The following is a 17,091-nucleotide window of genomic DNA, read 5'->3' as shown; positions in this document are numbered from 1 at the left end:
TTCACTTTCAGAACAGTCCATAATAGTAGTTCTCGTCAATTATTGTAAATTGTTCTTTATCACTAAGTTTTAAAGGGCTATGAGCTGGAAGGTATATTCCCGGACTAATTTTTCTCTCTGGTCAAGAGTCATATCGCAAAACCGGCTTGCGTGGGCCCTACTTATCGCCGGCACGATCTTGTACGCCATTTCCTGTCAATCCGATCCAGCTGACCAGATCAGCTTCAATCGGGACATCCGTCCGATCCTGAACGAAAAGTGTATGCGCTGTCACGGCGGGGTACGCGCGATGGGCGGCTTCAGCCTGTTGTTCGAGGACACGGCCCTGGGAGACACCGAATCCGGCCGACCGGCCATCATCCCGGGCAATCATAAAAATAGTGAACTCTACCGGCGGCTGATCTCCGATGATCCCGAGCACCGTATGCCGCTGGACGCAGCCCCTCTGTCGGATAGTGAAATTGACCGGATTGCCCGCTGGATTGACGAAGGGGCCAATTGGGAAAAGCACTGGGCCTATCTGCCGCTCGATGCCCTGATCATTCCCCCCAGCCCAGCCCATCAGGATTGGGCGCTTAATGATATCGATCGTTTTACTTCGGATGCGATGGCCGAGAACGGCCTTTCGCCCAATCCCGAAGCGCCCCGGGTAGATCTGATGCGCCGGCTGTATTTCGATCTCACCGGACTACCGCCCACTCCCCGGGAAGCCGAGGCATTTCTGGCCGATCAGCGGCCGGATGCCTACGAAAAGCTGGTGGATCAATTGCTGGCTTCGCCCCACTTCGGTGAACGCTGGGCCACCATGTGGCTGGACCTGGCCCGCTATGCGGATACCAAAGGTTACGAAAAAGATTCCAACCGCAATATCTGGAAATACCGGGACTGGGTGATCCGGGCCTTCAACGAAGACATGCCCTTTGACCAGTTCACCATCGAACAACTGGCCGGCGACCTGCTGGAGAATCCGGACCAGGATCAGCTGATCGCCACGGCTTTCCACCGCAATTCCATCGCCAACGATGAAGGGGGTACGGACGATGAGACCTTCCGGGTCGCTTCGGTGATCGAACGGGTCGGCACCACTTACGAAGTCTGGCAATCGACCACCATGGCCTGCGTTCAGTGTCACAGCCACCCCTACGATCCCTTTCTGCACGAGGAGTTTTACACCTCCATGGCTTTTTTCAATAATTCCGAAGACCGGGACATCTACAGCGAGCAACCTAAACTATACACTTACAGCCCGGAAAATGCTGAAAAGGTAAAAGAGATCATTACATGGATCAAAACTCGTTTGAAACCCGAGCATCAGCCGCTTACGTCCGGTTTTCTGCACGACCAAAAGGACGAGCTGCTCACCGGCCTGGGCTACCGGACGGTTGAAGCCGAAGAATACACCAAATCCAGCCCATTGATCGAATTGATCCGTCCGGATCAGGAAATGCTGTGGCAGATCCAGGACAGCTCGTGGATCTATTTTCGGGAGGTGGACCTCACCGATGTAGAACGAATCGGGTTCCGAACCGCTTCCATGCTGGATTTTGCCGGTACGATTTCCATTCATCTGGGTGCGCTGGACGGGCCCAAGATCGGGGAAGTGAAGGTCACCAAAAGCGGAGAGTGGCCCGGCTGGCAGGGTAACCGCCCCACCGATGCGGAGGATTATGCAGAATTCATCACGCCCATCACCCCTACCGAGGGAAAACACCGGATCTATTACAAATTTGGGCTCGGAGATACCTATATCCAACACCTGTTCTATCTGGACAAGATCACCTACTACGAGCGGGATCCCGCCCTGCAGCAATACCCGGCGGACTTGCGGCAAAAGCTGGACGAACTGGCCGCAGTACCGGCGGAAACCACCCCCATCATCCGCGACCTGCCGCCCGACCGCAGCCGCACCACCCGTGTTTACGAAAGAGGCAACTGGCTGACGCCCGGAGATACCGTCCGGTCCGGCATTCCCCACCTGTTTACCGAAGGCATGAAGGATCCTCCCCGGGACCGGCTGGCCTTTGCCCGCTGGCTGGTGAGCCCGCAAGCTCCGCTGACCTCCCGGGTGATCGTCAACCGCATCTGGGAACAGATCTTTGGGCGGGGCCTGGTGGCTTCGATGGAGGAATTCGGTTCTCAGGGAGAAAAACCCTCGCATCCCGAACTGTTGGACTGGCTCGCCGTCCGCCTGCTGGTCGATCACGGCTGGAGCCTGAAAAGTCTCATCCGGGAACTGGTCCTGAGCGCTACTTACCGCCAGTCCAGTCAGACGAGCGCCGAAAAACTGGAGCAGGACCCGGATAATATCTGGCTCGCCCGGGGTGGTCGCACGCGGCTCTCCGCCGAACAGATCCGGGATCAAATCCTCGCTCTGAGCGGTTTGCTGGATCCAAAGATCGGTGGCCCCAGTATCGTTTTGCCCGAATTGGGCATCAGCCCGCGGGAAATCCCCCACTGGGTGCTCACCCAGGAGGAAGACCGCTACCGGCGTACACTCTACACCTTTTGGAAAAGGACCGATCCCTTCCCCGATATGATCACTTTTGATAGTCCGGACCGCGCCCTGTGCAGTTCGCAGCGCATCCGGACCAACACGCCCCTACAGGCCCTTAACCTGCTGAACGATGAGATCTATTTTGCAGCGGCAGGAACCTTTGCCCGGCGGCTATTCCGGGAATTTGAAACACCACCACAACAGATCAGTCAGGCTTACCGGCAATTATTGTTCAAGGCTCCAGATGCTTCCAAGTTAAAGTTACTGGAGGAGTTATACGAACGGTCGTTCACACATTATCAGGAAAATCCCGATGAACGCGATGCCCTGGTACCGGAATCTACGTACAATGAAACCGAGAAGACGAAACTGGCGGCCCTGTGTATCGTCGCCAATGCCCTGTTCAATCTGGACGAACTGATCGTAAAAAGTTAACCGGTTGCCCATGATCCGCAGTCATGGCAACTACATTTTTGAAGCAAAACACCTACAAATCATGTCAATTACTTTACTAACCCAAGTGTTTCTCCCCCTTTCCCTGGCGATTATCATGCTGGGTATGGGTATGACGCTGGTACCGGCCGATTTCACCCGGATCGTCAAGTACCCGAAAGCCATACTCATCGGCCTGACCAATCAGCTGATCTTCCTGCCGATCCTGGGTTTCCTGCTGGCGGTCGTCTTTCAGCTGGAACCGATCCTGGCCATTGGCATCATGATCCTGGCCGTTTCACCGGGAGGGCCGACCAGTAACCTGATCACCCAGGTGTGCAAGGGGAATATCGCCCTTTCCGTCACCCTGACGGCCATCACGAGTTTTATTACCATCATCACGATCCCTTTGATCCTCTCTTTTGCTCTGGATTATTTCGGTAGCGGCAACGGTACGCCGATTGAGATGCCGGTGCTGAGCACGATCCTGCAGATCACTGTCATTACGGTGATTCCGATATCGATCGGCATGATCATCCGGCGCTTTCGGCCCGGTTTTTCCGACCGGATGGAACGCCCCATGCGCATTGCCTCTACCGTCATTTTCATTCTGGTCTTCATCGCGGTGGTGGCCGCTAATTTTTCTATGATCGGCGATTCCATGAAACGAGTGGGGCTGGTAACGCTGCTGTTGAATATCGCCACCATGGGATTGGGCTATCTCACCGCCCGACTATTCCGATTGAAACTGAAAAATGCCATTTCCATTACCATTGAAAGCGGCATCCAGAACGGTACGCTGGCGTTTGTGATCGCCACCACTATTTTGCTGAATATAGAAATGGCGATCCCGACCGTGGCCTATTCCATCTGGATGTTTGTAACGGGCGGTGTGCTGATGTGGCAGCTTGGCAAAAGAGAACTGGAAACATCCGAACCGGAGCTGATGGACGGAAGTGCCGTTGAAGTCAGTTCCTAATTTGAGAAGAAGCGTCACAAAGAAGAGAAGATAATCCCCGTAAGGGATGAAGGAATTCAACGATCGATCGCGAGCGCATTTTACAAAAAGGTACCTATATGAAAATTCACGAGGAAGCTCAGTTCAGGAAGGCCCATTACCATACCCGCCGGCATTTTTTGAAAGACTGTATGTCCGGTTTGGGGGCCCTTACGCTGCATTCCCTACTCGGAACTCCGGTATTTGGGAAGACAGGTAGTCCGTTCACTCCCGATCCGGAGCTCCCCCATTTTGTTCCCCGGGCCAAGCAGGTCATCTATCTGCATATGGCCGGCGCTCCTTCCCAACTGGAACTGTTCGACTACAAACCCGAGCTACAAAAGCTGGACGGCCAGTACTGTCCGCCTTCCCTGCTGGACGGCAAACAGTTTGCGTTCATCAAGGGCCTGCCGCAAATGCTGGGGCCCCAGGCTACTTTCCAACAGTACGGTCAGTCCGGGGCCTGGGTATCGGATTACCTGCCGGAATTTGCCAAAGTGGTGGACGAGGTCTGCTTTCTCAAGGCCGTCCATACCGATGAATTTAACCACGCGCCGGCCCAGTTCCTGATGCATACCGGATCGCCCCGCACCGGACGCCCAAGTATGGGCAGTTGGGTGACCTACGGGCTGGGCAGTGAAAATGAGAACCTGCCGGGTTTCGTCGTGCTGGTATCCCGCGGTGGTCCGAGTGCCGGCAAGCGGGTCTGGGGCAGTGGTTTCCTGCCCAGTATCCACCAGGGAGTCCAGTGCCGCTCCAAAGGAGATCCAATTCTGAACCTAAATAACCCAACGGGTGTAGACAGCAAACTCCGCAAGGAATCGATCGATGTGATCAACCAGATCAATGAACTCGAATACCAGGAATCGGGCGATCCGGAAACGCTCACCCGGATCTCGCAGTACGAACTCGCCTTCCGGATGCAGTCCTCCGTTCCCGACGTGATGTTCATTGACGACGAACCGGATTATATCAAGGAACTGTACGGAGTAACGCCCGGCGAAGTGAGCTTTGCCAACAACTGCCTGCTGGCCCGGCGACTGGTAGAAAAGGGTGTGCGATTTGTGCAGTTGTACGACCGCGGCTGGGACACCCACGGGGCCGGACCGGGCAACGGTGTCGGCAACGGACTCCGCAATAGCTGCCGCTACGTCGACCGGGCAATGTCCGCCCTGATCATCGACCTGAAACAGCGCGGGCTACTGGACGATACGCTGGTGGTCTGGGGCGGTGAATTTGGCCGTACCCCCATGATGGAAGCCAGAACCGGCAAGGGTTTCCTCGGCCGGGATCACCACAATGAGGCTTTCACCATGTGGATGACCGGCGGTGGCATCAAACGCGGCTTCACCCACGGGCTAACCGATGAGATCGGTTTTTTCGGACTGAAGGGTCGGGTGCATGTGCACGATCTTCAGGCCACTATCCTGCACCAATTGGGTATTGATCACGAGCGCCTCACCTATCGCTTCCAGGGCCGGGATTACCGGCTTACCGATGTGCACGGGCGGGTGGTACAGGAAATTTTGGCATGAGGAGCGGAATAGCGCAGCTCCGGTGCGATCCGCTTAATTCACCTTAATGTCCTCCCCCATTTCCTGCAGGGCCCATTCGAGCGCCCAACTGGTGAAGGCGGCGTAATTAAAGTCTTTGTATTTCCGGGGAGCATCCGGCTGGCCCAGGTTCTTTTCGAGTACCTGGTACAAAACGGGGATCAGCGGTCGGGCATCTTCTCCGATCAATTGAATACTGCGCGCGGCTTCCAGTGCCACCCAGGGACGGTCATCCGCAACCAGTTCTCCGAGTGTCTGCACGGCCTGGGGATCATCTCCCGCATAAGACAACGCTTCCGCGGCCAGAATACGTACACTGGGCGAATCGTCTGCCAGCAGCTTTTGCAGCGCGCTGACAGCAGCGGGAGACAGCTCAGCCAATTGGATCAGTCCCATAACCGCCCAGTAGCGTACTCCACTATCGGCATTCTGTAAAAGCGGTACCAGCGCCTCTTCTCCCATCCGGCCAACCATCTCGGCTGTTTCCAGGATCTCTTCCACGCGGTAATCATCGCCCGTACGGGCGTAGTCGTAAGGTGTGCTTCCGGCGGAGCGGATCATGTATTCCGCTTCGGTCAACAGTCCCAGATCCCGGTGATCGAGCATCCACTGGTGCAATTGTCCGCTGAGTTCGGTTTTGGTCTCCTGCAGTTCGGCGACATCCGCGAGATTACGGAGTTCGGCCGGATCCTCCTGCAGATCGTAGAGTTCTTCAATGGGCTTTGCCTGCCACATGCTTTCCTGCAGTTCGTTGTTCAGGCCCGCCGCCCGGGCTTCCCGCAGGGCGCGAAAACCTTCTTTTACATCGGAATAAATGAAGCCCGACTGCATGTACGGCAGGTGGGGCATAAAGTGCCGGATATAGAGGTAGCGGTCGTTACGCACGGCGCGGGACATCTCAAACATATCATCAGCGCGATCCCGCGCGGCAAAAACGTAGGTTCTTTCCCGGGGTACCCGGTCACCCAGGAAGGCCTGTCCCTCCATGGTTTCGGGAATATTCAGGCCGGCGAGATTAAGGACGGTCGGTGCAAAATCGACAAAGCTTACCAATTGATCCGTTGCATTGTCCATACCGTCCGGCTGCAAATGGCGGTATTTCTCGGGTATGCGGACCATCAGCGGCACATTCAGGCCCGTATCGTACAGCCACCGTTTGTAGCGGGGCATACCAAAACCGTGGTCGCCGAAAAAGAAGATGACGGTTTCTTCCAGCAGGCCGTCCGTTTCCAGAGAATCCAGGATCAGTCCTACATTTTTATCCAGCACCTGCAGCATATCGTAATAATGCGCCCAGACTTCCCGGCTGGCCTCCGTATCCGGATAATACGGCGGCACGTTTACACGATTCGGATCAATACGCTGTTCCGCACTCAGTTCCTTCACATTCTCCTCGTAACTGGCCAGTCGGTTCACACTGCCTTCGTGCGAAGGTCCCACATTGATGAAACTGAAGAAGGGCCGGTCATCGGTACGCTGCCGCCAGGGTGCGTAACTGCCCGACCAGTGTTCCCACAGGCCTTCCGGGGAAAAATTATAGTCCGTTTTATTGCGGTTTGAGGTGAAGTAGCCACCGGTACGCAGTACTTCGGGTAGGGTTTTCAGGTTGGGAGAAAAGGGTATCTCGCTGCGCAGATGCTGGGTACCCATCGAGATCGCATAACGACCGCTGACCAGACAGGAGCGCGAGGGGGCGCAGATCGGAGCCGTCGCGTAAGCATTATCGAAACGGATACCCTCGCGGCAAAGTCGGTCGATGTTGGGTGTTTGCGCCAGGCTGTCTCCGTAACAGGCAAAGGCCGGACTGATATCTTCGGCGATGATCCAGATGATGTTCGGCGGGGTCGATGCCTCGGGAACGGATTCCGTTGAATTGCAGGCGGTCAGCAGCAACAAACCCAGCCAAAATATGTATTGCTTCCCGTTGTCGGAATAAAAGGTGATCATATGGATAGAATTTACGGACTTAGCTTTCAGCCCTTCCGGTGATGGAGTGTGCTTTCCTCTATATCTAACCCCAGCGCCTTTGGGCTTTTTAAAATTACCCAATTCGACCGACGGACCATCCTGTGCTGTGGGGGAAAGCAAATCGATTGCTAAGGGCTTTATAAAAAATGCTCACTGATAGCAGATCTACCAGTGAGCACTACGCAGCAGCGGTCTTTAACCGGTATGCTTATTCATCCCACAAAGTGGCGATGGTGTAAGGAGAACCTTCCGGCGTCCAGAATTCCCCGTGGATAAAACGGTAATGGTGATTGAGGCCGGCAATCGCCTCCATATCGGCATCCGTAAGTTTGATGGAAGCAGCGGCAAAATTTTCCCGCAGGCGCTTAGGATTGGTGGATTTCGGGATTACCGAGGTCCCGCGCTGCAAAGCCCAGCCGATCAGCACCTGCGCCGGTGTGCAGCCGTGCGATTCGGCAATATTTACGATGACCTTATTTTCCAGCAGGATGGGTTCTTCGTCCTTTTTAAGTCTCGACGGGCGATCCATGGAACCCAGCGGAGAATAAGCGGTAAAATGGATATCGTTCTGATGACAGAAGGACAGCAATTCGTCCTGCTGCAGGTAAGGATGACTTTCTACCTGGTTCATTTCGGGTTTAAAGCGACTTTCCCGGAGCAATCCTCTCAGCTTCTTGACACTGAAATTGGAAACGCCGATGTGACGAGCCAGGTCCTGGATCAGGCAATCCTCCATACCCTGCCAGGTTTCCAGCAGAGGGACTTCCTCCAGGCTGAGAAATTCATCAGCTTTGGAGGGGAAGATTACTTCCGGTTTCAGGGCTACCGGCCAGTGAATGAGGTAGAGGTCCAGATAATCGAGTTGTAATTTCTCCAGACTTTCCCGGAGGGCCGGTACCACGTGGTCCCTATGGTGGGCGTTGTTCCAAAGTTTGGAAGTGATCCACAGGTCTTCGCGTTTTACTTCGCCCTCGGCCATGGCATCGGCCAGAGCGCTGCCGATCTCGTCCTCATTTTCGTAGCGGGCCGCACAATCAAAATGCCGGTATCCGATCCGGATCGCTTCGCGTACGGCTTTGTATACCTCACCCGGGCCGGATTTCCAGGTACCGAGGCCCAGAGCGGGCATGCGGTCGTTGTTCTCGAAAGTTAAAGTTGGAATATCAGAATGGTTCATATCTAGAATTTCAGGATAAATAAACAATTGGCACATTAATATAACAGGTAGCGGGCCATTTGTTCGTTGGACGATCCTGAATTAGTCCAACCATTACTGAGGCTGCGGATGGACGGTAGAAAGCAGTCACCAACAAGAAAGGGAGTTGCGGCAATCTGCTGCACACTCCCTCTCTTCAAACCTTCATTTTATTTTTTGCGGATGATGATGTCCCCGTGGTGCGTGGTGAACATATACTCCGGACCGCCGCTACCAATATTGGCGTAGATCCAGCTACTGATCTCGATCTTCCGTCGCCCGCCTTCCGTGGTTTGCATTTTCTGCGGTTCGGGGGTGGCCGTTTTCAGATCAAAATCGGCAAAGATATCGCCACGATCGGATTTCATTTTAGCCGAGGCATTGGTATTGCCCGGGAAGGTAATGTCCACATCGCCGTGGTAGGTACTGAAGGCCATCGGCGAGCCGGATTTCACGGAATTAAAGACCACTTTGATCCCTCCGTGGTGCGTATCTGCCACCACCGTACCGCTGACGTTTTCCAGTTCCATTCCTCCGTGGTGCGCATCCACCTCGATCTCTCCGCTCACGTTGCGCACGACGACATCGCCGTTGTGGTGCGTGCTGATGGACAGCCCAAAATTCTGCGGGACTTTCACGATAAAATCCGTACGACCGCGGTGATTGCCATCAATTTCCACTTCATTGTTATCCTCTACGATCTCGAACTCTACACCCGTGTTCGGGATGCGACGCAGGCCTTCCTTGGAGCGTTCGTTATCCTCCTCACTGGCGTAGGTTTTCATGGTGATCACGACTTCCTTGCCGGAATATCCTTCTACGGTGATCCCTCCGTTATACAGATCCACCTTTAGTTTGCCCGGAGCATTCGGATTGCTGAGGGGGATGCTGTATTCTTTAGAAAATTGATCCTGGGCCGCCAGAGAACCGGCAAACAGTACCGCCAGTGCGAGCAACAGGTTTTTATTGATCCATTTCATAATATTGATTTATTGTTTTTGTATTTATTTAATCTGGTTTAGCAGACCACTGCTTTTTCTTTATTTGCTGAGCAGATAGACATCGCCGTGGTGCGTTCTGAAACGTTGCATGGCGCCTCCGGATCCAATTTTCACATTGGTGCCACTTTTACTGGCGATCTTGTATTTCGCCCCTTTACCACCGCCTTCATTGGATACCGCCAGCGGCTGCATCATCCAGTCGAACTCGGTGAAAAATTCACCGTGATAGCTGTACAGGGAGGCGTTGGCCGCCAGTCCGTTCTGATAATGAACGCGAATATCACCGTGGTGGGTATCGTATTTACATTCCCGGGTCGGATTTTTGGTGTAAAAGACCTCCACATCGCCGTGGTGGGAATGTACATCGGCATTTCCGCCCTGCCCTTCCACCAGTACGCCGTCGTGGTGATTACGCGCTACCAGGTCGCCCTGCATGCCGTTCACTTTCAGTGGATGTTCGTGATTGACCACCACCAGATTGGTACGGGCGGGGATCTCCAGTGTGATGGTGAACTCCACTTCTACCCGATCGTCGTCGTTCCAATTCCAGCCGTTCTTGTCGCGGTGGTTGTACCAGGCATATTTTCCTTCATCGTCGAACTCCAGTTTGAGATCCGGGTGCTCGATGTAAAAGATCACACTGTTGCCGTCGGTTTTTTTATTCATGTAAATATCCTGTTTGGCCGCTTCCAGTTTAGCCGACGATTTGGCCTTCAGCCGGCGGGTGACCTGCATGGTAGCCTTGGTTCCGCTTGTCGCCTTCACCGTCACGGCTCCCCGCCGATTGTACAGGTGAAAACGATCCAGTTGGCTAACATCTACTTCAAAGGAAGAGCGGTCCGTGAATTCCTGACCCATACAGCTCCCCAGCGTGGCCAGGCACGCAATACATAATAACAGTACTCTCATGGTGATTTATTTTGGTATTTTTTTAGGTAAAAAGAGATTTACAAAAGCTTGAAAAGAGAGGAGAGATCTACAAAATTTTGCAGTTCGGCCGGCCGTCAACCGTCGACCGTCGTAACTACAACAACGTCTCAATCGTCTCCTCCATCTTCATCTGCACCTCCAGTTCCAGTTGCTGCTCCTGCAGTAATTCCTGGATCTCGTGCACCGCCCGCTTGTCTTTCAGGGCGATCATCACCTCGGCCAGCGTCATCTGAACGAGCGGCGAGGTCTGGTGCGGAATGGCTCGGATCAGGTTTTCTCGTACCTGGGGGTTGTCTGCGAAGTGAAGCATCGTTTCGATGGCGCTGAGCCGGACGTTGACGTTTCGGTCGTGCAGCAGCGTTTGATTGAGCGCTTCGATAATACGGTTATCCAGCTGTTCCATTTTTTTGGCCATCTGGATGCCTTCCAGCCGATCGGAGGCCGATTCCGAGGACGTGAGTTTGGCGTAGCTGACGTCTACTTCCTGGTTATTCTCCTCGTGCTGGGTCAGCACAATTTCCTGTGGCGTTTCCGGCCGAAAAAAATTGCCACTGAACAGGCCGAGTGCAAATACACCGGCGATTACCGCCCATTTCAGGCTGAATCCGTTCCAGGTCCACCAGTCAAACTGAAAGCGCGGGCTTGCGGTTTGGGTCGTCTCGGTCTGGAAATCATTCAGCATCTTGTAGAAACCCGCGTGCATCGCCTGGCCCGGTTCGGGTACATCGATCTCCTCTATAGACTCCCACATGGCGTAGGTAGACCGCAGCGATTCGGAACAGTCGGGAAATTGCCGGCACAGGGCTTCCACTTCGGCCGGCTGGAAGTTTTCGTTTTCCATTTGTGCCAACAAAGCGTCCAGTGCCGGTTGGCAGGAATTTTTGGGATCGTTTTTCATCGGCTTTCCAGTTTTAACATAATGTCTTTCAATTCCAGCAAGCCCCGTTGTACTCTGGACTTGATGGCATTTTCGGTACAGTTGGACAATTGAGCGATCTCCTGGTACTTCAGGCCCTGAAACTTACTCAGTACGATCGCTTCTCTTTTTTCGGGGGAGATCTGCTGCAGCGCGGTCTTCAACAGGTTTTTTCTTTCCGTAGCGATCAACAGGTCTTCCGCATTTTTTTCGGGGTTGGGAAATTCCTCGTAGGAGGATGCGTCGTCCCGGTAATCGATGATACGCTTTTTCTTCAGCAGATCCAGCCAGGTGTTCTTGGCGATGGAATACATCCAGTAGACAAATTTGCCTTCTCCGCGGTAAGTGTGCCGGTACTTCAACAGGCGATAGAATACCTTCTGCACCAGATCTTCACTTCTGGTGGCATTATTCGTCAGCCGGTAAAAGTAACCGAACAGATCGCGGTTATGCCGTTCGTAGAGGAGTCCCATCTTACTGAGATCCCCCTCCTTTACCCGCAGCATTAAGTTTTTGTCTTCCAGTATTTCCAATGTCTGTGTGTATGTCTTTCAAGCGGGAAAACTTCGCCTTTTGGGGAAAGTTGCAGAGAAGGTAGGATTTTTTTCAAAAAATACTGCGGTGGGCAGTTTTGAGCGGGTATTTGCACAAATGATCAGGGGCCGTGGGATCACGATGATCTCCACGGCCCCTGATGAGCTATTTTTATCTTTCACCGAACAAGGATAGCGTTCAAAAATTATCCGGCGGTAGTATGGTCAGCCATTGCCCCTACCCTATACGGTACGGGCCGGCGGATTAACTTCTCAGTTCCAGCGATTGCAGTGCGTGTTTAACGTAAGCCTGGTCTTCGGCATTCACCCGGCCGTAATACAGCACTTCGTCACCTTCCAGTGGCTTACATTTCTCCATACTTTTAGACTGGTTGGTAATGTCGTCAAAGCATTCACTGGAAAAGTTCTCGATTGCGATCTGAGCGAAGATAAAGCCATCTTCTTCCCAGCCGGTCGGTGTAGATTTCGGATAAAGCAGGTACGCCCACACCTCTCCGTTACCCAGTACGTATACGCGGGAGCGTTCGTGGTCCCAGATACTGCTGGCGGGAACGGTTCCTTCGTACAGAGCCAGACGGTGGTTTTTACCGATGGGATAACCCGAATCGTGTCCTTTCGGATGTACATCGATATGGCTCAGGCTGGTAGCGGTTTGCATACTGATCGGCAGATCAGTTTCCGCTGCCTTACTCTGTGGCACAAAATTAATGACTGGCAGGCCCTCTCCCAACTGATTTGTGGACTCGGTCCACGCCTCGGGGATCTCCGTAGAGAAGCTGTATTCCTGGTTGGCGAATGTTCTGAAGTCCAGGTCTCCTACCTCTTCCGAGGCAGTTATTTCGGTTTCACTGAGCGTCGGATCGGCACCTGTGTTTTCGTCAACGGTGTTCTGACTATCCGTGCAGGCGGTCAAAATCAGGGCAAATAAACAACTGAATACCAGTTTATTGAACCGGTTTATTGAAAAATTAAGCATGTTTACGATAATTTGCGGCAAAGCCGATTAAATAAGCGTGTCGTTATTATTATAACGCAAAAATCCCTCTCTATGATCGATCTATAATGACTTTCCGTGCCGCAATATTTTATTTGGTAGCTTTATTTTTCAAACTTTAATATGCCCTTAATACCGGGAAACCCGGCTTATTCGTCAATCGGTATCGTCCCGTATCGCTTGCCCTGGGCCGTCATTTTAATGAGATAATTTAAGCGTTTGTGTGCCTCCTGAATCCGACTGGGCGTGGTTCCGCATTCTTTGATCCAGCCGATCTTCAGGCGTTTATAAAAGTGGGAAAAGGATTGGAATTTTTCCCAGACCTCCGGGTCCGTCTGCAATTCCTGTAGGATCCAGTCCGGTATCTCCAGAGGATCATCCGGAGAGCCGATCTGATCCGCAATGGCCGCAATGCCGGCCGGAGTGATCAGCCCGGCCCGCTGCAGTTTCCAGACGCGCTGCCGGTTCAGTTCCGATAGAAAACTCTTTTTCCGGCGGGGCGTGATGCGCTGCACATTGCTTTCGGTATCGTATTTTTTGACGACGCCGTCAATCCAGCCGAAGCAGAGACATTCCTCGACCATTTCATCGTAAGAAATACTGGGTTTGCCGGTAGCTTTCCGGTAGCGCTGCAGCCAGATCTCCGATTCGGTCCGGTGATTGTCCGCCAGCCAGTTCCGCCATTCGTCGCGGTTGATGGGATAAAAAACTTCGGTAATTTCCATTCCTCCAAGATAAAGGATGCCCGGGGTATAATCAATACTTTACTTATTTGCCCGGCTCCTTTTGCCGTTTCCCGGCCTAGCGTGCCGAATTATTGGACGGGCTATCTGTACTTTGTCCCGACTGACTTTTTCCCCCCCGATTCGCATGAATTATTTTTAAGCGAGTATAATTTGCTTTTGAACTGTTGACAGGCAACTATACTACACAACGTCAGATTTTATGCATTTGATATTCCTCCTCCGCCCTGCCCATACGGGCCCGTTCTGGGCGGGCACCTCCTCCCGAGGAGGATAACACCTTGCTTAATGGATGATTGTGCTCCACCCCGGTAAGGGCCGTATGACTGGGGAGTTGGCCGAAGGTCTAAGGGGGATCTTCATTTGCACAAAATCACATGTTGTCAAGTATAACAGGCTCCACAAATTCCTTCCCTCTTTTCGGCTACCGAATTACAACCTTTGAAAAAATCCCCTGTCCTTGGTATTAAACGGTATAGCCCGTCCGGGTTTTCCTCTGTTTTAGCCCCCCTGTTCCATTCTCCGAAACATTAAAAAACCACTAGCCTACGAAAAAAATCGTACCAAAACTTGCACATACGAAAAAAATCGTACACCTTTGTCCTACGAAAAAAATCGTATGATGTCCGAAATACCCAAACCCACCCAGCGGGAAATGACCATTCTAAAGATCCTGTGGAAGCTCGGTCCGGCTACGGTCCGGCAGGTGCACGAACAGTTGATCGCCCAGAAAAGCGGTAAAAAGGTCGGTTACACCACCGCGCTGAAGATGATGCAGGTCATGCATGAGAAGGGGCTCCTGGAAAGAACCCTCGATGGAGTCAGTCACATTTACACCCCAACCATCTCCGAAGAGGAAAATGTACGGGAAGTGCTGGACAATATGATCCGGACCACCTTTAAGGGATCCTCCTCCAAACTGGTTATGCAACTGCTGGGCAATCACGAAACCAGCCCGGAAGAGCTGGATGAGATCCGGAATTTTCTGGATGAACTGGATAACAACGCGCCAAAATAAGCACTATGTATCTGAATCTTTTTCAACCCGACTGGGCCGAAGCTCTCGGCTGGACCCTACTGCATTCCCTCTGGCAGGGCACGCTGATCTTCGTGCTGACGCTTCCGCTCCTGGTGCTGTTCAAAAAACAAGCTCCCAGGTTGCGCTACAATATACTTTGCCTCGCTCTCCTGTTGCTGGTGGGCAGCATGGCCTTCACCTTTTACCTGTATCTACCGGAATCCCCGGCAACAACCGTATGGCTGGAGGCGGACATGGCCGCCGGTACGGAGGAGACCGCCGGAGCGCTGCCAGCGAACCAGCAGACGCCGATAGACTTTGGCACCGAAGCCGGTCTTTCCTTCCGTGCATCCGTCCATGAATTTATCCAGTTGTATTCCGGATACCTGGTCAACCTCTGGCTGGCCGGTGTCTGTTTCTTTGCCTTTCGCTGGCTGGGAGGTCTGATCTACACCTACCGACTACGGCGTTTCGGCTCCAGACCGGCCGATAGCAGCTGGCAGGATAAGGTACATAACTGGAGCGCCAAAATGGGTATTCGTAAGGGGGTCCGCCTGCTGGAATCCGTAAAGACGGAAGTGCCGCTGATCCTGGGTCATCTCAAACCCGTTGTGCTGGTGCCGCTGGGCACGCTGAACGGTCTGGCCCCGGAACAGGTAGAAGCCATCATCATTCACGAACTGGCGCATATCCGCCGCCACGATTTCCTGATGAACCTGCTGATCGCCGCGCTGGAGATGGTCCTTTTTTACCATCCGGTATACTGGTGGTTGTCCAACCAGATCCAGCAGGAACGCGAACAATGTTGTGACGATATAGCTGTTGCCGTTTGTGGTAACGCCCGACTATACGCTCAGACTTTATTATTAATGGAAGAAAAACGTCAACAAAAATCATTAGCTATGGCCTTACAAGGTAAGAAACATCACCTACTGGACCGGATCAAAAGGATCTGTATAGCTGCTCCGGCGAGCTACCGTACCGACTACGGAAAAGCCGGACTTTCGCTGGCCTTATTACTGGCGATCGGCGTGGCCTCCTGGGCCAAAATGCCGGAAAAACCGGACTTTGTTCCGGAAACGGAAGCCCTTACGGCTCCGCTGGAAACCATTACGACCATCGAGTCAGCTGCCCTACCCCAGGAACCACTCACCGCTACTACTCCCGATCTGCCCACACTGCCCAATCTGCCGGCAGCACCAGCGGCCACCAATCCTGGGACGGAGCCTTCCGACACCATTCCCTACAAACCGAATATTCCGGCCATGCGCAACGAACCGACGCTTCCCGCACCTCCGGATTTTCCTTACTCGCTGGAAAAACTGGAATCGGAACTGGCCTCCAAATCCGATGATCACGAATTCCTGCGCGGCACCATCGAAAAATTTCAGGCCAGCCTGGATAGCTGGCAGGCCAAGGTCAAAAATGACTATCTCGGTGCCTGGCAACAGCGACAGGATCAGATGAAGGCGTTCTACAACGACTGGAAAGCCAAAATTAAGCAACAGGCTGCCGGAGACAATATTGCCGAAGCGGTAGCGCTGAAAAAAGGCATCAAATTTTTTGAGAACTCCATCAAGGAACACGAGAATGCCATTAAGGAAGCGGAAAACGTGGTAAAAAGCGATCTCGAGAACTACATCAAGAATTTTGAAAATACCATCAAAGACCACGAAAAAAAGCAGGCCGATCACGACAGCCGCATGGAGGTACACGAAGACCGGATGCGCGTGCACGATCTGCGCATGAGTGCCCACGACGGCCGAATGAACATCCACGATGCCCGGATGAGCGTACACGACGTGCGCATGGATTTTCACGATGACCGAATGACGGCCCATGATATCCTGATGGCGGCTTTCGAAAAAGAATTCTTCAGTGCGCTAGAAGCGGATGGGCTCGGCAAAAAATCGGATAAGCAGCTTATGTTCGTTGCTACTAAAGATGAGGTCACCGTAAACGGTAAGGCACTATCCGGGCAACAGGCTCAGAAGTACCGGACGATGCTGAAAAAATATGGCTTCGAGGTACCGGAAAATGGGCAATTCGTCTTTAAAATAGATGAAAACTCCCGCAGTATCGGTACGCAGAACAGCTACTCGACGAGCCACAATGAATGATAGGATTATTCCAGATGTTGTGATCCGGCTTTGCCGGATCATGACATCATTTTCATAGTCCGAAACTGGACAACCGTTGTTCAATTCCGAACAAACCCAGCATCCACCTCCACCATCAATTAGCTAACAATCAGCACCTTGCACCTTCCGGCTTAATTTTTGCGGTAAACGTAACC

Annotated in this window: 13 protein-coding genes; 5 read left to right on the top strand and 8 right to left on the bottom strand. The window is 53.0% G+C overall.

Going from position 1 to position 17,091, the window contains the following annotated elements; all coding sequences use genetic code 11:
• Positions 1-79 precede the first annotated feature (79 nt).
• The 3 genes from CRP01_RS29945 (at position 80) to CRP01_RS29935 (ending at position 5,458) form a co-directional block, all read left to right on the top strand.
• Positions 80-2,929 carry a DUF1553 domain-containing protein gene (locus CRP01_RS29945; protein ID WP_099153750.1) on the top strand — a complete coding sequence of 950 codons (2,850 nt, stop codon included), beginning with the start codon at positions 80-82 and terminating at the stop codon, positions 2,927-2,929.
• Between the two features lie 61 nt (positions 2,930-2,990).
• Entirely contained in the window at positions 2,991-3,905 is a 915-nt protein-coding gene (locus tag CRP01_RS29940) for a bile acid:sodium symporter family protein (protein ID WP_170110602.1), read from the top strand.
• Positions 3,906-4,003: 98 nt separating this feature from the next.
• Complete coding sequence (locus CRP01_RS29935) at positions 4,004-5,458, top strand: DUF1501 domain-containing protein (RefSeq protein WP_099153749.1); 1,455 nt, start codon at positions 4,004-4,006, stop codon at positions 5,456-5,458.
• A gap of 33 nt (positions 5,459-5,491) precedes the next feature.
• Here CRP01_RS29935 and CRP01_RS29930 read toward each other — a convergent pair whose 3' ends face one another.
• From CRP01_RS29930 to CRP01_RS29895, 8 genes are all read right to left on the bottom strand, one after another.
• On the bottom strand, positions 5,492-7,423 hold the full coding sequence (locus tag CRP01_RS29930; RefSeq protein ID WP_099153748.1) for a sulfatase-like hydrolase/transferase: 1,932 nt from the start codon (positions 7,421-7,423) through the stop codon (positions 5,492-5,494).
• A 229-nt stretch (positions 7,424-7,652) separates the two neighbouring features.
• Positions 7,653-8,621 carry an aldo/keto reductase gene (locus CRP01_RS29925; RefSeq protein WP_233752793.1) on the bottom strand — a complete coding sequence of 323 codons (969 nt, stop codon included), beginning with the start codon at positions 8,619-8,621 and terminating at the stop codon, positions 7,653-7,655.
• A 188-nt stretch (positions 8,622-8,809) separates the two neighbouring features.
• Positions 8,810-9,619: a DUF4097 family beta strand repeat-containing protein gene (locus tag CRP01_RS29920; protein ID WP_099153747.1), complete on the bottom strand. Its 810-nt coding sequence runs from the start codon at positions 9,617-9,619 to the stop codon at positions 8,810-8,812.
• Positions 9,620-9,679: 60 nt separating this feature from the next.
• Positions 9,680-10,549 (bottom strand): DUF4097 family beta strand repeat-containing protein, encoded by an 870-nt coding sequence (locus CRP01_RS29915; protein ID WP_099153746.1) that lies wholly within the window; start codon positions 10,547-10,549, stop codon positions 9,680-9,682.
• Between the two features lie 115 nt (positions 10,550-10,664).
• The gene (locus tag CRP01_RS29910) at positions 10,665-11,468 is read right to left on the bottom strand and encodes a HEAT repeat domain-containing protein (RefSeq protein WP_099153745.1); all 804 of its coding nucleotides are present in this window, start codon (positions 11,466-11,468) and stop codon (positions 10,665-10,667) included.
• Entirely contained in the window at positions 11,465-11,992 is a 528-nt protein-coding gene (locus CRP01_RS29905) for an RNA polymerase sigma factor (protein ID WP_099153744.1), read from the bottom strand. Before CRP01_RS29905 ends, CRP01_RS29910 begins: the two co-directional genes overlap by 4 nt.
• Before the next feature lie 292 nt (positions 11,993-12,284).
• Positions 12,285-13,016: a hypothetical protein gene (locus CRP01_RS29900; RefSeq protein ID WP_099153743.1), complete on the bottom strand. Its 732-nt coding sequence runs from the start codon at positions 13,014-13,016 to the stop codon at positions 12,285-12,287.
• Between the two features lie 167 nt (positions 13,017-13,183).
• Entirely contained in the window at positions 13,184-13,759 is a 576-nt protein-coding gene (locus CRP01_RS29895; protein ID WP_099153742.1) for a YdeI/OmpD-associated family protein, read from the bottom strand.
• A gap of 616 nt (positions 13,760-14,375) precedes the next feature.
• Here CRP01_RS29895 and CRP01_RS29890 point away from each other — a divergent pair.
• Both CRP01_RS29890 and CRP01_RS29885 read left to right on the top strand, forming a co-directional pair.
• Positions 14,376-14,795 carry a BlaI/MecI/CopY family transcriptional regulator gene (locus CRP01_RS29890; RefSeq protein WP_233752792.1) on the top strand — a complete coding sequence of 140 codons (420 nt, stop codon included), beginning with the start codon at positions 14,376-14,378 and terminating at the stop codon, positions 14,793-14,795.
• A 5-nt stretch (positions 14,796-14,800) separates the two neighbouring features.
• Positions 14,801-16,915, top strand: coding sequence for a M56 family metallopeptidase (locus CRP01_RS29885; protein WP_099153741.1), 2,115 nt, complete (start codon positions 14,801-14,803; stop codon positions 16,913-16,915).
• The last annotated feature ends 176 nt before the right edge of the window (positions 16,916-17,091 follow it).

Origin of the sequence: Flavilitoribacter nigricans DSM 23189 = NBRC 102662 (genome assembly GCF_002646595.1) — a bacterium.
Lineage (GTDB): Bacteria > Bacteroidota > Bacteroidia > Chitinophagales > Saprospiraceae > Flavilitoribacter > Flavilitoribacter nigricans.
Note: the sequence above shows the minus strand (reverse complement) of the source record. Positions and strands in the feature narration are given on the sequence as shown.

Coding starts and splice junctions, on each gene's coding strand:
- CRP01_RS29940 (WP_170110602.1), top strand. CDS start 2,991: ATGTCAATTACTTTACTAACCCAAGTGTTTCTCCCCCTTTCCCTGGCG.
- CRP01_RS29910 (WP_099153745.1), bottom strand. CDS start 11,468: ATGAAAAACGATCCCAAAAATTCCTGCCAACCGGCACTGGACGCTTTG.
- CRP01_RS29915 (WP_099153746.1), bottom strand. CDS start 10,549: ATGAGAGTACTGTTATTATGTATTGCGTGCCTGGCCACGCTGGGGAGC.
- CRP01_RS29925 (WP_233752793.1), bottom strand. CDS start 8,621: ATGAACCATTCTGATATTCCAACTTTAACTTTCGAGAACAACGACCGC.
- CRP01_RS29920 (WP_099153747.1), bottom strand. CDS start 9,619: ATGAAATGGATCAATAAAAACCTGTTGCTCGCACTGGCGGTACTGTTT.
- CRP01_RS29900 (WP_099153743.1), bottom strand. CDS start 13,016: ATGCTTAATTTTTCAATAAACCGGTTCAATAAACTGGTATTCAGTTGT.
- CRP01_RS29885 (WP_099153741.1), top strand. CDS start 14,801: ATGTATCTGAATCTTTTTCAACCCGACTGGGCCGAAGCTCTCGGCTGG.
- CRP01_RS29895 (WP_099153742.1), bottom strand. CDS start 13,759: ATGGAAATTACCGAAGTTTTTTATCCCATCAACCGCGACGAATGGCGG.
- CRP01_RS29930 (WP_099153748.1), bottom strand. CDS start 7,423: ATGATCACCTTTTATTCCGACAACGGGAAGCAATACATATTTTGGCTG.
- CRP01_RS29935 (WP_099153749.1), top strand. CDS start 4,004: ATGAAAATTCACGAGGAAGCTCAGTTCAGGAAGGCCCATTACCATACC.
- CRP01_RS29905 (WP_099153744.1), bottom strand. CDS start 11,992: ATGCTGCGGGTAAAGGAGGGGGATCTCAGTAAGATGGGACTCCTCTAC.
- CRP01_RS29945 (WP_099153750.1), top strand. CDS start 80: ATGAGCTGGAAGGTATATTCCCGGACTAATTTTTCTCTCTGGTCAAGA.